The sequence below is a fragment of the Cystobacter fuscus DSM 2262 genome (assembly GCF_000335475.2).
Lineage (GTDB): Bacteria > Myxococcota > Myxococcia > Myxococcales > Myxococcaceae > Cystobacter > Cystobacter fuscus.
In genome coordinates, this window is sequence record NZ_ANAH02000074.1 from 1 (window position 1) to 16046 (window position 16046).

Annotated in this window: 10 protein-coding genes; 6 read left to right on the forward strand and 4 right to left on the reverse strand. The window is 69.3% G+C overall.

Annotated elements, in window-relative coordinates; genetic code table 11:
• The first annotated feature begins 191 nt into the window (after positions 1-191).
• The 3 genes from D187_RS48040 to D187_RS48050 all read left to right on the forward strand — a co-directional run bounded on the left by D187_RS48040 (position 192) and on the right by D187_RS48050 (position 4322).
• Entirely contained in the window at positions 192-2141 is a 1950-nt protein-coding gene (locus D187_RS48040; RefSeq protein WP_002631751.1) for an FG-GAP-like repeat-containing protein, read from the forward strand.
• 47 nt (positions 2142-2188) lie between these two features.
• A complete protein-coding gene (locus tag D187_RS48045; protein ID WP_002631750.1) occupies positions 2189-3613 on the forward strand; it encodes a glycoside hydrolase family 76 protein in 1425 nt (474 codons plus the stop codon).
• A 118-nt stretch (positions 3614-3731) separates the two neighbouring features.
• On the forward strand, positions 3732-4322 hold the full coding sequence (locus D187_RS48050) for a hypothetical protein (protein ID WP_155894084.1): 591 nt from the start codon (positions 3732-3734) through the stop codon (positions 4320-4322).
• Between the two features lie 9 nt (positions 4323-4331).
• Here D187_RS48050 and D187_RS48055 read toward each other — a convergent pair whose 3' ends face one another.
• Together D187_RS48055 and D187_RS48060 are read right to left on the reverse strand one after the other, a co-directional pair.
• Positions 4332-8378: a hypothetical protein gene (locus D187_RS48055; RefSeq protein ID WP_020918776.1), complete on the reverse strand. Its 4047-nt coding sequence runs from the start codon at positions 8376-8378 to the stop codon at positions 4332-4334.
• A gap of 118 nt (positions 8379-8496) precedes the next feature.
• Positions 8497-8733, reverse strand: coding sequence for a hypothetical protein (locus D187_RS48060; protein ID WP_002628781.1), 237 nt, complete (start codon positions 8731-8733; stop codon positions 8497-8499).
• Between the two features lie 211 nt (positions 8734-8944).
• On the opposite strand from D187_RS48060, the gene D187_RS56910 reads away from it, so the two are divergent.
• Positions 8945-9115, forward strand: a complete 171-nt coding sequence (locus D187_RS56910) for a hypothetical protein (protein WP_002628780.1) — start codon at positions 8945-8947, stop codon at positions 9113-9115.
• Here D187_RS56910 and D187_RS48065 read toward each other — a convergent pair.
• Positions 9112-10509, reverse strand: a complete 1398-nt coding sequence (locus D187_RS48065; protein WP_002628779.1) for an RIO1 family regulatory kinase/ATPase domain-containing protein — start codon at positions 10507-10509, stop codon at positions 9112-9114. The two genes, D187_RS56910 and D187_RS48065, sit on opposite strands and share 4 nt — an antisense overlap.
• A gap of 50 nt (positions 10510-10559) precedes the next feature.
• A complete protein-coding gene (locus D187_RS48070) occupies positions 10560-12134 on the reverse strand; it encodes a phytoene desaturase family protein (protein WP_043435770.1) in 1575 nt (524 codons plus the stop codon).
• 352 nt (positions 12135-12486) lie between these two features.
• On the opposite strand from D187_RS48070, the gene D187_RS48075 reads away from it, so the two are divergent.
• On the forward strand, positions 12487-13779 hold the full coding sequence (locus D187_RS48075) for a PAS domain-containing sensor histidine kinase (protein ID WP_002628777.1): 1293 nt from the start codon (positions 12487-12489) through the stop codon (positions 13777-13779).
• A 60-nt stretch (positions 13780-13839) separates the two neighbouring features.
• Complete coding sequence (locus D187_RS48080; RefSeq protein ID WP_002628776.1) at positions 13840-16038, forward strand: cation:proton antiporter domain-containing protein; 2199 nt, start codon at positions 13840-13842, stop codon at positions 16036-16038.
• Positions 16039-16046: the final 8 nt, after the last annotated feature.

Sequence of the window (16046 nt, forward strand, 5' to 3'; positions counted from 1 at the left end):
AATTCTGAATAATTGTGATGATGGACACTCTGTGGTATCCTGCGGAGGTGGCCCACTGTCTGGCGGGCTCGACGGGGCAGGTCGCGCATCGCAGGCACCGCGAAAGAGACAGTCCTTTTCTGGGACGGCGGCGCAGTCAGCCCCTCCTCAAGGACGAACCCCTAGCAGTTCCAGCATGACGCGGAGCACAGATGAACATCGAGACGAGGCGGCTGCGCAGGTATCTCAAGGGCCCGATCCTGATTGCCCTGGCCGCGTTGGAAGCCAGCTGTGGACCCGCGGTCCTGGACGACACCTGGTTGCAGGAACTCGCCGAGCGCGAGTCGGCGGCGACCGTGGCGGCAGTGGACCACCAGCCGTTCAAGGTGCTGACCTACAACGTCCGGCAGGTGAACGCGGATGACACCGGCCTCTACGCCTGGACGCAGCGCAGCCCCGGCGTCATCAAGCTCATCTCCACGAGGAACCCGGACCTCTTCGGTGTGCAGGAGGCCTCGGCCGCGGCCATTCAAAACGATCTCATCAATGCCTTCCAGGCGACCTACGGCTACTACAAGCCCGGGAACGGAAGCCCGAAGATGATTTTCTACCGCCGGAGCCGGTTCCAGTTGGCCGCCGGCACCGACGTGCAGGGGTACTTCAGCATCCCCAATCCCTATGCCACGAGCGACGCGTGCCATCCGAATGCGTCCGGGCGGACCGCGTCCTGGATCAAGCTCGATGACACGCTGACTGGCCGCCAGTATTTCGTGGTCAACTCGCACCCCGCCCATGCCGTGGCGTGCGGCCTGGCGCGTGAGAAGAACGCCGAGCAGATCCGCGCCATCATCACCCAGAAGGCCCTGGGCCGTTCCGTCATCGTGTTCGGTGATTTCAACTCCGACCCCCAGCACCCGAGCTCGACCAACGACGACTCCATCTCCCTGCTGGAGTCGGGGGGCTCTCCCGCGCTGTTCCGCTCGGAGCGGCATACCGGGGCCACCACCGAGGACACCGCGACCTTCAACAGCGCCTGGAAGTCCCCGGCCACCAACAGCAACCGGCTCGATTACATCTTCGTGAGCGGTGGAGACATGACCACGTCGGACTACGTGGTCGACAGGAGCACCTACAACGGCATCTCGCCGTCCGATCACTTCGCCGTCATGGCGACCGTGCGTCCCGCGGTGTTCCAGCCGGGCTCGACGGTGGACGCGCACGGCACGGGCAGTTCGGCGAGCACGCGGTTCTATTTCGCCGACGTGACGGGTGACGGCTGCGCGGACAAGATCGCCTGGAACCCCACGTTGCTCAACGGCGCGACCCAGGTCTTCCGCTCCACCTGCAACGGGGCCTTCGATGCCGGAGTCGTGAACGACAACGGAGGGAGCGCGTCCGATGCGACCACCTTCTATTTCGCGGATGTGAATGGGGATGCGTGCGCGGACAAGATCTACTGGAACCCCACCTTCGACACCGGCCACACGCGGGTCTACCTGTCGAACTGTGACGGAACCTTCCGTTGGACGAACTCGAACGACAACGGAACGAGCGAGTCCAGTGCGACCCGATTCTACTTCGCGGACCTGACGGGGGATAAGTGCGCGGACAAGATCTACTGGAACCCGACCTTCGACTCGGGCCATGCGCGCGTCTACCTGTCGAACTGTGACGGAACCTTCGTCTGGTCGAACTCGAACACCGACGCGGGCAGCAGCCAGAACAGCGAAGCGCACTTCTCCTTCGCGGACGTCACCGGCGATGGCCGCGCCGACAAGATCCTGTGGGATCCCGCGGCGGAGTCGGGACGCACCCGGATCTACGCCTCGAACGGCAACGGCACGTTCACCCTCTTGAGCGCGCACACGGCCGGCACGAGCGGCGTGCCCGAAACGCGCCTCTACTTCACGGACGTCAATGGCGATGGTCACGCCGACAAGCTCTTCTGGCGCCCGGACTATCGCGAGGGCCGCCTTCAGATCTATCTCGGCTCGGCCACGGGTTTCGCGGGCGCGCCCCTCATGGACAACACGGGCTGGAGCCAGTCCGCCAACACCCAGTTCTTCTTCGCCGACCTCGATGGCAGCGGTGCGGCGGACAAGGTCTACTGGAACCACGCCGCGACCGACAGCAACTCCCGCGCCTACCTGTCCCGGTATTGAGTCCCAAAGCCAATCGTTCACGCGACATCCATCCCCAGGGAGAAACCATGTCCAAAGTGCTGCACGGTGTCGGCGCCCTCGCGGCGCTCTTCGTGTCCGTGCCTTCGGTAGCCGCGGCGGCCATCTGTAACAAGTATTGCGATGGCCGGGACCCGGCGCTGTCGCCGACGGATCGCCAACCGGTCACCGCCACCATCCACTCGCGGACCCTCGTCCTGCACTTCGACGATGACGACGCGATGGCGTGGGCGTCCATCGAGAACGGCAACCCGGGTGACGAGGTCTGGCTCGACCGCTCCTTCGATGGGGGACGCTCCTGGGCCTCGGGCAGCAAGCTCGGGACCACGACGACTCCCCAGGGGAGCCGTGGCTGGCGCACCTCGATGTTCAACGTGGACGACTGGGGCGCCCGTGGCGTGGGGGCGATGCGCGCCTGCGGCAAGGCCGGCGACCGGCCCGAGATCGCCTGTACCCCCTGGGCCCGCACCACGTGGAATGCCTGGGACCGGCGCACCGCCGCGGCGACCGCGCTGATGCAGTTCTATGACAACAACACCGGCCTCTTCAGCACCACGGGTTGGTGGAACTCGGCCAACGCACTGACGTCGATCATCGACAACATCCGGGTGTCCGGCATGCAGAGCTACAGCTATGCCATCGCCAACACCTACGACCGCAACCGCTCCGCCCAGGGCGGCAACTTCACCAACGACTACATCGACGACACCGGCTGGTGGGGACTCGCGTGGGTCGCCGCGTATGACCTGACCCACGACCCCCGGTACCTGGACACCGCCCGGGCCGACGCCGATTACATGGCGCGTTATTGGGACAACCTGTGCGGCGGCGGTGTCTGGTGGAGCACGGCCAAGACGTACAAGAACGCGATCGCCAACAGCCTCTACCTGCAACTCACCGCCGCGCTGCACAACCGCATTCCGGGTGACACCGTCTATCTGCAGCGGGCCCGCGCGGAGTGGTCCTGGTTCCAGAGCACCGGAATGATCAACTCGTCGAACCTGGTGAATGACGGCGTCAACCTGAGCACCTGCCGGAACAACGGGGATGTCACCTGGTCATACAACCAGGGAGTCCTGATCGGCGCGCTCGTCGAGCTGTACCGCGCCACCGGTGACAGTGCGCTGTTGACCCGCGCGCGCCAGATCGCGGACGCGTCGACCACGAGCACGGCGCTCAACTCGAACGGAATCCTCCGCGAGCCGTGTGAGAATGGCGGCTGCGGCGGCGACGGCCCCTCGTTCAAGGGAGCGTATGTCCGTGGATTGGGCGCACTCAACTCGCTGCTGTCCGATCATCCCTACACCGCCTATCTGCGCCGTCAGGCGGACTCCGCCTACGCGAAGGATCGCAACACCCTGGACGCGTATGGCCTGCATTGGGCCGGGGGCCTGGACTCCACGGACGCGGCTCGTCAGCACAGCGTCGTCGATCTGCTGAACGCGACGCCCTGAGCCCACGACGCGGCACACGGATGCTGTTGATCTACTGGAACCATGCCGCGACCGACAGCAACTGCCGCGCCTACCTGTCCCGGTATTGAGATCTCCTCCCGTTGTAGGCTGTGGGCACGTGCGAACATCGACACACCCCTTCGTGACGCTGCCTGAGTTCCCTCTCCGGGAGGACGAGCCGCTGGCACGGGGCTTCCTCGCGCTCGGGTTGGGGAGCTTCGAAGCCGCGGCCCGGCACGTCTGGTCTCTGCCCCATGGGCGCAACTCGGACCCGACGGACTTCCGCCTCGTTCTGCCGGAGGGACGAGGCACCAGCGGCACCAAACACGCGCTCCTCGCCGCCCTGGCGCGCGCGCACGGACAGCCCGTCGAGTTGACGCTCGGCATCTACGAGATGCACGAGCGCAACACGCCGGGTGTGGGAGCCCTCCTGGAGCGCGAGGGTCTGTCGGGCATTCCCGAGGCGCACTGCTACCTGGTCGTGCGGCACCAGCGCCGCGTGGACCTCACGCGCGAGGAGCCCGCCAGCGAGTCCACGGCCGCCCTGGCGTGCTTCTTCGAGGAGGGTCCACTCGCGCCGGAGGACCTTGGTGCCCCCCTGGAGGAGCGGCTCCGTGCCTTCGTGCGGAACTGGGCGAAGAAACGAGGCCTGGACGCCGAGCGGGTCTGGCGCACGCGGGAGGCGTGCCGCGCCGCATTGGGACGCTGAGAGAGTGCGTCAGGCGCCGACGAGGCCGCGTTGGAACTCGTTGATGTCGCCAATCAAGTCCGAGGCTCCCTTGACGACCCGGGCCGTGCCGAGAATGGCCTGGAGCGGACCCGTGATGCTGTTGAGTCCGGGGAACACGCCCGCCACGTCCAGGCCGAGCTGACCGGCCGCCAGGGCGATGTTGAGCGCGTCCTTGGGCTCGGCCTTGATGGCGTCCACCAGGTCCTTGGCGCTGCCAATGGCGCTCACCCCGTTGACGATGTTGCCGAGCAGCGGCACCGACCGGAGGCCCGCCTTGGCGCCGAACTTCGCGGCCTCCGTGGCGATGCGCTCCTTGAGTTCCCCGGGCAGCGCGTCCACGAAGCGGCCGAACATCCGCGTGAGGTTCTCGATGCCCTGGCTCCCGAAGGGCAGCTCCTGGCCCGCCACCTTGAAGTGCTCGCCCTGGCCGAGCAGCGCCGTGCCCGTCTGGGCAATCTCACTGAGCGCCCCGCCGATGTCGCCGCGTCCGAGCTTCTCGGCCGCCTCGAAGATGTTGGTCACCGCGCCCGAGTCCACCATGGCCGCGTTGAGCTCGTGGTCCTCGAACAGTCGGCCGATGCTGCCCGGAATCTTGGACAGCGAGTTGAGGAAGGCCTTGGCCGCCTCGGGGGCCGTCTCGGCGATGGTCTTGCCCGTGGTGGCGATACCGGAGAGGAAGCCGCTCACGTCGCCGCGCTGGAGCGCGCCGAACGCATCCCCCAGCGCCTTGCCCACCTGCTCGTTGCCCAGCAGGCTCGCCGCCGCGGCGAGCGTGTCTCCGGCCCATTCCGGCACGTGGAGCTTGTCGGCCAGCGCGCCCACCATGCGTCCGCGCAGGTCCGGCGGGATGTCCCCCAGCGCCTTGCCCAGCGAGCGCAGGGCCTCGCCCGGCTTGCCCTGGGCGAACTGGGCTCCCGCCTCCATCACGTCGAAGGCCGTGCCGCCCAGCGCCGCCACGTCCGCGCCGCTCTGGATGCCGAACGGCTTGAGCTTCTCCATGAAGCCCGCGTTCTGGGCGAGCGCATGGGCCGCCGCGTCCCGCACCGTCGCGTTGCCGAGGATCTCCCGGGCCCCCTGCACCAGGTCGCCCGACATCATCTTGTTGAAGGAGGCGTGCAGCTCGGGGTTGGTGACGAGCTGGTGGACCAGATCCTTGTCGGTGAGCAGCGAGCGCGCGATGCCCGAGAAGGCGTTGTCCGGCAGCTTCGCGGCCGTCGTGGTGATGGCCTTCTCGACGATGGACGGCGGAATCTTCCCCGCCGCATTGCGCAGGTTGGTGATCGCGGCCTGGAAGTCCCCCTGGCCCAGTGCCTGACCCGCCTTGAGCAGATCCGGCAGCCCCTTGCCCGCCTGGATCAGCTCGGACGGGGTGATGCCCAGCGCGGTGATGTTGTTGCGCAGGCCCTCGGGCAGCTTGCTCACGAGCCGCTCGCCCAGCTTGTTCAGCAGCTCCGGCGCCGCCTCGGCCGCCTTGCTCAGCGCGTCGATGCCCTCGTTGATCTTCCCATCGGCGAACGACCGCGCCGCGTCGAACAGGTGCGGCGCGGCCGCCCCCGCCTCGACCAGGTCCTTGGGCTCCAGGCCCGCCTTCGCGAGCATGCCCTGGACTCCCGGATCCTTGCCGATGGCCGAGAGCGCCGCGTCGCGCGCGGCATCGTTGCCCAGCAGGCCACGCAGGCCCTCCATGCGCGTCTGCTCATTGAAGAGCTTGCCCACCTGGGAATGCAGGTCGCGGTTGGTCACCACCTGGCGCAGGAAGGCGTCGTCCGTCAGCAGCGACTTCGCCGCGCCGAGCTGCGGCGGCAACTGCTGCGCCAGCCCCTTCATCGCCTGGGTGGTCAGGTCCGGCGCCGAGATGGCCGCTTCGCGCAAGCCGTTGAAGGCCTTGCCCCAGTCTCCCTTGGAGGCCGCGTCCGCCGCCTCGTACAGGTGAGGCAGCGCCGGACCCGCCGAGCGCAACTGCTGCTCGGTGATGCCCAGCTTCTGGAACTGCGCCTTCACACTCTGGGGCAAGGCATTGACGACCTTCTCGCCAATCTTCGCCGCCAGTCCGGGCGCCGCCTGCACCGCCGCCTGCACCGACTCCAGTCCGCCCTTCACATCCCCCTGCTGGATCTTCTCGAACGCCTCCAGCAGCTTGGGCGCCGCTGCTCCGGCATCCACCAGGTCCTGCGGCGTCAGGCCAATGCGCTCCAGCTGCCCCTTCACCGTCGGGTCATTGCCGATGGCCGAGAGCGTGGCATTGCGCGCGGCGTCGTTGCCCAACAGGCCGCGCAGGCCCTCCATGCGCGTCTGCTCATTGAAGAGTTTGCCCACCTGGGAATGCAGATCGCGGTTGGTCACCACCTGCCGCAGGAAGGCATCGTCCGTCAGCAGCGACTTCACCGCGCCGAGCTGCGCGGGCAACTGCTGCGCCAGCCCCTTCATCGCCTGGGTGGTCAGGTCCGGCGCCGAGATGGCCGCCTCGCGCAAGCCATTGAAGGCCTTGCCCCAATCGCCCTTGGAGGCTGCGTCCGCCGCCTCGTACAGGTGGGGCAGTGCCGGACCCGCCGAGCGCAACTGCTGCTCGGTGATGCCCAGCTTCTGGAACTGCGCCTTCACACTCTGGGGCAAGGCATTGACGACCTTCTCGCCAATCTTCGCCGCCAGTCCGGGCGCCGCCTGTACCGCCGCCTGCACCGACTCCAGCCCGCCCTTCACGTCCCCCTGCTGGATCTTCTCGAACGCCTCCAGCAACTTGGGCGCCGCCGCTCCGGCCTCCACCAGGTCCTGCGGCGTCAGGCCAATGCGCTCCAACTGGCCCTTCACCGTCGGGTCATTGCCAATGGCCGAGAGCGTGGCGTTGCGCGCGGCATCGTTGCCCAACAGGCCGCGCAGGCCATCCATGCGCGTCTGCTCATTGAAGAGCTTGCCCACCTGGGAGTGCAGATCGCGGTTGGTCACCACCTGGCGCAGGAAGGCGTCGTCCGTCAGCAGCGACTTCGCCGCGCCGAGCTGCGCGGGCAACTGCTGCGCCAGCCCCTTCATCGCCTGGGTGGTCAGGTCCGGCGCCGAGATGGCCGCCTCGCGCAGGCCGTTGAAGGCCTTGCCCCAATCTCCCTTGGAGGCCGCGTCCGCCGCCTCGTACAGGTGCGGCAGCGCCGGACCCGCCGAGCGCAACTGCTGCTCGGTGATGCCCAGCTTCTGGAATTGCGCCTTCACGCTCTGGGGCAGCGCGTTGACGACCTTCTCGCCAATCTTCGCCGCCAGTCCGGGCGCCGCCTGTACCGCCGCCTGCACCGACTCCAGCCCGCCCTTCACGTCCCCCTGTTGGATCTTCTCGAACGCCTCCAGCAGCTTGGGCGCCGCCGCTCCGGCGTCCACCAGGTCCTGCGGCGTCAGCCCGATGCGCTCCAGCTGCCCCTTCACCGCCGGATCATTGCCCACCGCGCCCAGCACCGCGTCGCGCGCCGAGTTGTTGGAGAGCAGCTCGCGCAGGGCCCCCGTGTCCGTCGGGTTGCGCATGAGCTTGCCGAACGAGTCGTGCAGCCCCGCGTTGGTGATGAGCTCGCGGGCCACCCGGTCATCCGTCAGCAGCGACCGGCCCAGCCCGGGCGGAAGGTTCTGCGCCAACCCCTTGAGCGCCTTGGTGGCCACCTCGGGCGCGGCGAACGCCGCGTCGCGCAGGTGCCCCAGCGCCTGCTCGGGGTGTCCTTGCACCACGGACTCCGCCGCCTTTTGCAGGTGCGGCAGCGCCGGACCCGCCTTCTGCACGTCCTCCGCCGTCAGGCCCAGCTTCTCCAGCACCTTGCGGTCCGCGGCCGCCGGCGCCTGCGTCGGCGCCAACGCCGGGGTGGACCCCAACCGCTGCTGCTGCTGGGCGGGCGTCATGCCCCGCTCGAAACCATCCCGCCCCTTGGGCTGCTGCGGCTTCACCTGGTTGCGCGTCGGCACGGCCGGAGCCGCCGCGGGCCGGGCCGGTCCCTGGGCGGGCTTCGCCTCGGAGGCCCGGGTGGAGGCTTGGGGCTTGGAACCACCGGCCTTGTCGATCGCCATGATGCAACCTCTTGAAAAGATAGGGGCGCCCACCGGTCAGCCCGGCGGCGGGATGTATCCAAAAATACCGAGATGGTGGATTATCGAATCTCGAGAGCCGGGAGTTGCGCCGGGAGGATCAGCGCTTGCCGCCCGCGGCGATGCCCTGGTTCACCTGCTCCAGGGCCTTCTGGGTGAGTTCGAGCGCTTTGGCCTTGTGGCCGCCCTTGTCATCGGGCGCGGCGTTGAGCGCGGCCAGCGCATAACGCAGGTGGACGAGGGCCTCGTCCAGCTTGGGCTGCCCCTCGGCGAGGGCGTGCTGGGTGAAGCCACCGAGGAAAAAGGCGACGAGGGCGGCGAGGACGGTGCGGCGCATGGAAACCTCTCTGGGGTGGGACAGCGGACGACGGGTTGTAGGAACTTCAGTGTTCCAGACAGGCAATCCCACTCGGACGCAGATTCACGCGCACGGGCCAACGACGGACGGGACCTTTGAGACGTTCACGGCCGAACAGGCTGGTTCCACTCCCCCCGAGGGGCTCGGCAAACCCTTTGCAGAGGAGCGCAGCACACTGAAGGAGCGTGCCATGCGCGGAGTCATCACTGGACGAGAGGTGCTCGAGAACCTCGGCATCATCTACCGGGAGTTCGGAGCGGCCTGTGTCATGCGATGTCTCTGGGTCCTCGCCCGGGGTCGCAGTACCACCTTCCTCGAGGTGGCGTGCCAACCCGGCCTCAAGCAGACCCGCTACTCCTAGGACTCGTCGTCCGGCTTGGCGGGAAGCGCCGGGTTCTTCTGGACGTAGGAGACCTGGGGACTCGATCCTCCGCGCCCCGGATGAGGCCCACCGCGCTCGGGCCGATCGCCCCGGCGGTCCATCGGACGCCCCCGCGGGCCCGGTGGCTGCGAGGAGCGCGGACCCGAAAGCCCCGCCTGACGCTGAGCGTCTCCGTTGCCACGTGGAGGGCGATCGCCTCGCGGAGGACGCTGCTCCCGCGAGGGCTGCCCGTCACGCGGCGGCCGCTGCTCCCGAGGACCCTGTTGCTGCTGCTGGAAGGGCTGCCCGTCGCGAGGAGACCGCTGCTCCCGAGGCCCCTGTTGCTGCTGCTGCTGGAAGGGCTGCCCGTCGCGCGGCGGCCGCTGCTCCCGGGGACCCTGCTGCTGCTGGAAGGGCTGACCCTCGCGCGGCGGCCGCTGCTCCCGGGGGCCCTGCTGCTGCTGCTGGAAGGGCTGCCCGTCGCGAGGAGACCGCTGCTCCCGAGGCCCCTGCTGCTCCCGAGGCCCCTGGTCGCGCCAGGGCCGGGAACCCTCCGCCTCCCGGCGCGGCGGGCGATCCCCCGGGGGACGAGGACCCCGGCCCTCCTGCGAGCGTGGACCTCCCGAGAAGCGCCGCTCGCGCGAGGGCTCCTGGAAGCGCCCGGTGGGCTCGAAGTCCGGCGTCAGCTCGCGCTTGACGTAGGCCCGCCAGATCTCCGCCGCGTCGCCCGCGCGCGCGCGCAGGCTCGGGTCCACCGCCTCGAAGTAGCGGCGCAGGTTCTCGATGTCGCGCTTGAAGAAGAACTCGGCCTGGCTGTTGGCCGCCGCGCCCACCACCTGCGGAAGGTCGATGATGGTGGCGCCCCGGTTGCCCAGCAGGATGTTGAACGCGGACAGGTCGCCGTGGATCAAATCACAGCACAACATCCGGATGGCCTGGTTGCGCAGGTCGAAGTAGAGCGCCGAGGCCTCCTCGGGCGTCAGCTGCGCCTCCTCCAGCCGCGGTGCCGGGTGACCCTCCAGGTCCAGCACCAGTTCCATGAGGAGCACGCCCTCGTAGAACATCACCGGCCGGGGCACGCACACGCCCGCCGCGTGCAGCTTGAAGAGCGCCTCCACCTCGGCGGTCTTCCACGCGTCCTCCGCCGCCGCCACGCCGAAGCGGCTGCCCTTGGCGATGGCGCGCGCGGTGCGGCTGTTGCGCACCTGGCGACCCTCGCGGTAGCCCGAATTGTTGCGGAAGTTGCGGTGCTCGCGCTCCTTGTAGATCTTGGCGGCCACCACCTCGCCGCCATGACGCACAAGGTACACGTCCGCCTCCTTGCCACTCTTGAGGCGGCCCACGACTTCGTCAATCACACCATCGGTCAGCAGGACTTGGAGCGCTTCGTTCATTCGTTTTCGCGGCGAAGGTCCCTGGGTTCTATCACGTCTTTCCGGGTGGCTCAGCCCACTCGTGCACGTACTCCCTCGGACGCTCCCTCGATGGGCGGGACGTACGGCCAGTCAGCCAGCGCTCCCTTGCCTGCCTCCCGTGAGAGGTAATCCGCGGCGATGTTGGCGCTCTCCATGATGGTGAGCAGGCCACTCCCCGGGTGCGTGCCCCCCCCCACCCAGTAGAGGGACTCCACGCTGGGGCTCTTCACATGGGGGCGCAGCGGCCCGAGCTGCATCCAGGTGTGGGACAGGTTGAACACCGCGCCCCGGAAGACATTGAAGTCGTCCCGCCACGTCTCCGCGGTGAAGTAGCGCTCGGCGCGGATGTGCTCACGCACCCCCTTCAGGCCCACCTTTTCCAACATCGTGGGCAGGCGCTCGCGCAGCGTGCGCTCGGTGGCGGCCCAGTCCACGGGGCGCGAGGTGTTGGGCGTGGGCACCAGCACGTAGAGCGTGGAGTGGCCCGCGGGCGCCCCGCTCTTGTCCGTCACGCACGGGTTGCACACGTAGAAGGGCGGATCCTCCACGTCCACCTCACGGTCCTCCAGCGCGTCCGCGTCGGTGCGCCGCGCGCTCTCGGAGAGGTAGATGAGGTGGTGGGGCAGCTCGTCGTAGACGCGGTCCAGGCCGTAGTAGGCCATGAAGGTGCTGCACGAGTACTTCGCCTTCTGCAGCGCGGCGTCCGTCAGCCGGGTGCCCGCGCGAGACTCGGAGGGCACGAGCTGCTGGGCCGCGTAGGGCAGGTCCGCGTTGACCACCACCGCGTCCGCCTCCAGCCGCTCGCCGCCCTGAAGCCGCACGCCCGCCGCGCGGCCGTACTCCACCAGCACCTGCTCCACCGGCGTGCCCAGGCGGAAGGTGGCGCCCAGGTCCTCCGCGCACTTCATCATCCCGCGCGACAGGGCCCGGAAGCCTCCCTCCACGTGCCACACGCCAAAGGCCAGCTCCAGGTAGGGAATGACGCCGAACACCGAGGAGCAGTTGGTGGGGTGCAGCCCCAGGTACTTGGAGGGGTAGGCCAGCGCGTAGGTGATGCGATCGTCGTGGAAGAAGCCGTCCAGGTGCTTGTAGAGCGTCTGCCAGGGCTTGAAGCGCAGCGTGGGGAACAGGCGCCAGGGCGCGTAGTAGCCGAGGCTGTCGGCCGCGGTGGCCATGAACTTCTCGTAGGCGAGCGGGTACTTCTCCCGGCCCTCCTCCAGCCAGCGGCGCAGCGCGGGGGCCTTGTCGGGGCCGAACTTGGAGACCTCGCGCTCCATGCGCGCCGCGTCACGCGTGGTGTCCAGGTGGGTGCCGTCCCAGAAGTGCACCCGGGTGTTGGTGTCCAGCGGCACCAGCTTCACGTAGTCGGAGATGCGCTTGCCCGCGCGCGTGAAGATGCGCTCGAGCACCCCGGGGAGCTGGAGGATGGAGGGCCCCGTGTCCAGCGCGTACTCGCCCGCCTCCCCGAGGGTGAGCCCCTTCATCCGGCCCCCGGGCACCGGGTCCTTCTCCACCACGGTGACCTTCAAGCCCAGGCCCGCGAGGTTGATTGCCGCCGACAAGCCTCCGGGCCCCGCTCCCACGACGATGACGTGACGAACCATGTCCCACACGATGCCTGGAACCCAGGAGAGTTCCAGCCCTCCTGACGGGCGAGCTCCATCGCCGCCCTCCACCTGACACCCAGGGTACGGACTCCGGCCCTCCGGACGTTGTCCCGCACGGATGAAAAAGGCCGTCTCGGGTGTCATTCTCCAGGCTCTCAGGGCCCTCCGGACAGGCGGTGGCTCCCTCGCCATCCCTCAGCCGGTATGGGCTCGGCCAGGGCCCTGGAGCGCCGCCCCCCTGGGGCTCCCCGTCCCCACACGCAGAGTGATTACGCATGGAACGGGCCCGGGGGCTGGCGCCGAGCGGCCCTCGCGTCAGGAGCCCTCGCGAAAGGAGGCGAGCTCGCGCATGGAACGGCTGCTCACCGTGCTCTCCCAGGGCTACCTGGCGATGAACAACCTCACCGGGGCGCTGGGCGCCTGGCTCGTCCACCCGCCACGGCCGCGAGCACGGGCCCGCTCGCAGCCGGAGCGCTCGCACCCCCGCGAGCCCGCCGTGTCCCACGACAGGGGACAGCGGGCGTCGGTGCTGGAATTGCTCGTGGAGCAGAGTGGGGACGCCATCATGATGGCGGACGAGCGGGGGGTCATGCGCATCTTCAACGCGGAGGCCGAGCGCCAGCATGGCGTGTCGCGCCGGGAGGTGCACGCGCGGGACTGGACGGACACCTTCGGCCTGCTCACCATGGATGGCCACCCCATCCCCCTGGAGGAGCTGCCGCTCTACCGCGCCCTCAAGGGCGAGCACGTGAGGAACTCGCGCTGGATGGTGCGCCGCCCGGACGGCACCGTGCGCATCCTGAGCGGCACCGCCTTTCCGCTCCACCACCCGGATGGCTCGCCCGCGGGCGCCGTGCTCACCGCGCGCGACGAGACCGAGCGCCTGGAGATGGAGCGCCGATGCGCCGAGTCGCTCGAGCGGCTGCGCCGGACCGCCGAGTTCCGCGAGCGCTTCCTCGGCATCGTCGGGCATGACCTGCGCAATCCCCTGGGCGCCATCGACCTGTCGGCCCGCGTGCTCGACCGCTCCGGCCACCTGGACGAGAGCGAGCACCGCATGGTGGGGCGCATCCGCGCCAGCACCGAGCGGATGACGCGGATGATCGGCGAGCTGCTCGACTTCACCCGCAGCCGGCTGGGCGGCGGCATGCCCGTGCATCCCCAGGTGGCCGACCTCGCCGCCATCTGCCGCGAGGCGTTGGACGAGGTGCGCATGTCCCTGCCCGGAGCGCGCGTGTGCCTGCGCGTGCTCGGGCACGGCGCGGGCGAGTGGGACGCGGGACGGCTGAGCCAGGTCATCTCCAACCTGGTGAGCAACGCCGTCCACTACAGCCCCAAGCACAAGCCCGTGCGCGTCACCCTGCGGGGCGAGGGCGTGGAGGACGTGGTGATCACGGTCCACAACCACGGCCCCCCCATCCCCCCGGAGCTGCTGCCCGTGCTCTTCGAGCCCTTCCGCCGCGGCCCCGGCAGCGGGCCCTCCAACCGGGACGGGCTCGGGCTCGGGCTCTACATCGTGCGGCAGATCGTGCTCGCCCACGGCGGCCAGTTGGAGGTGAGCTCCAGCGCGGACAAGGGGACGACCTTCACCGTACGGCTGCCCCGCATCCATCCCCACCTGCCGCCACCTCCCTTGGGTTGACGCGTCTGGCCACTGGCTGGTAAGTGCTCACTTAACACCCAACCCGCCAGGAGGATCCAAGTGCACGCCTTTACCCTCAGCGCGGTCAGTCTGCTCATCGCCCAGTTCATCGTCATCATCGGCCTGTCACGGCTGCTGGGGCGGGCGGGGCGGTGGATGGGCCAGCCGCTGGTGATCGCCGAAGTGCTGGCCGGCATCCTCCTGGGCCCCTCGCTGCTCGGGTGGCTGTGGCCCTCGGCCATGGAGACGCTGTTTCCGGTGAGCTCCATGCCGGTGCTCAAGATGCTCAGCCAGGTCGGGCTCATCCTCTTCATGTTCCTCATCGGACTGGAGCTGGATCCGCGGCTGCTCAAGGGGCGGGGCCACGCCTCGGTGGTCATCAGCCACACGAGCATCGTGGTGCCCTTCGCGCTGGGCGCGGGAGCGGCGCTGTGGTTCTACCCGCGGCTGAGCGACCCGTCGGTGCCCTTCAGCTCGTTCGTGCTCTTCATGGGCGTGGCGATGAGCATCACGGCGTTTCCGGTGCTCGCGCGCATCCTCACCGAGCGGCGGCTGATGCAGTCGAAGGTGGGCGCGCTGGCCATCACCTGCGCGGCGGTGGACGACGTGACGGCGTGGTGCCTCTTGGCCTTCGTCGTCTCCATCGTGCGGGCCACCAACCTGGCCGAGGCGGCGGTCACGACGGTCGTCGCGCTGGGCTACATCGCCTTCATGCTGGGCGCGGTGCGGCCCTTCCTCGCCCGGCTGGGCGCGCGCGTGGCCAGCCGCGAGGGGCTCAACCAGAACGTGATGGCGCTCACGCTCATCATGCTGCTCGCCTCGAGCTTCGCCACGGAGCTCATCGGCATCCACGCGCTCTTCGGCGCCTTCCTCTTCGGCGCCATCATCCCCAAGGAGGGAGGCCTGGCCGAGGCGCTCGCGGAGAAGCTGGAGGACGTGGCGGTGGTGCTGCTCTTGCCGCTCTTCTTCGCCTTCAGCGGCCTGCGCACGCAGATTGGCCTGCTCAACAGCACCGACCACTGGCTCATGTGCGGCCTCATCATCCTCCTGGCGTGCCTGGGCAAGTTCGGCGGCAGCGCGGTGGCGGCGCGGCTGACGGGCTCGAACTGGCGCGAGGCGGGTGCCATCGGCATCCTGATGAACACGCGCGGGCTGATGGAGCTCATCGTGCTCAACCTCGGCCTGGACCTGGGCGTCATCTCGCCCACGCTCTTCACGATGATGGTGGTGATGGCGCTGGTGACCACGTTCCTCACCACGCCGCTCTTGCGCGTCATCTACCCGCCGGAGCAGCTCGCCCTGGAGCGTGCCGTCACGCCCGCGCCGCTGACGCTGCCCACCGTGCAGCCCTTCACCCTGCTCATGTGCGTGTCGCATGGTCAGGCGGGCGCGGGCATGGTGACGCTCGGGCGGGCGCTCACCGGAGGCACCGAGGCGCCCAGCTCGCTCTATGCCCTGCACCTCATTCCCCCCACCGAGCGCGCCTCCTTCCACCTGAAGCACACGCCGGAGCCCCAGGTGGAGCAGCGCGCGGGAGAGGAGGGCCCCATGGCGGCGCTGCTCGCGCGCGCGCGGCGCACGGGCCTGGAGGTGCGTCCGCTGTCCTTCGTGTCCGCCGAGCCCGGGCTCGACATCTGCCGCACCGCCGAGGCCAAGCGCGCGGACCTCATCGTGCTCGGCTGGCACAAGCCGCTCTTCGGCCAGACGGTGCTCGGCGGCACCGTGCACGAGGTGATGAGCGAGGCGGCCGCGGACGTGGCGGTGCTGGTGGACCGGGGCCTGGAGAACGTGCGCCGGGTGCTGGTGCCCTACAGCGGCAGTCGGCATGACCGGGCCGCGCTGGGACTGGCGCGGCGGCTGCTCAAGGGCGTGGGCGCGGAAGTGACGATCCTCCACGTGACGTCGCCCACGCCGCAGCCGGGCCGCACGCCGGCGCGGCTGCTCGTCGACGAGCTCTTCCCGGGGGCCTCTGGCCAGGTGCACCTCAAGGTGGTGGCGAACTCCTCGCCCGAGGACGCGGTGCTCGCCGAGGCCGCCCAGGGTGGCTACGACTTGATGGTGGTGGGCGTGGGCGCGGAGTGGGGTCTGGAGGGCCACCTCTTCGGCCTGCAGCGCGAGCGGCTCGTGCGTGACTCGAACCTGTCGATGCTCGTCGTGCGCCAGCCGAGGCCCGCCGAGAAGCCCGCCACCGAGGCCGCCCTGCCCGGCACCAACGCCCCGTCGGCCGAGCCCCTGCGGGCCGGCGGCGGTGCCTCCTGACTCCCGGC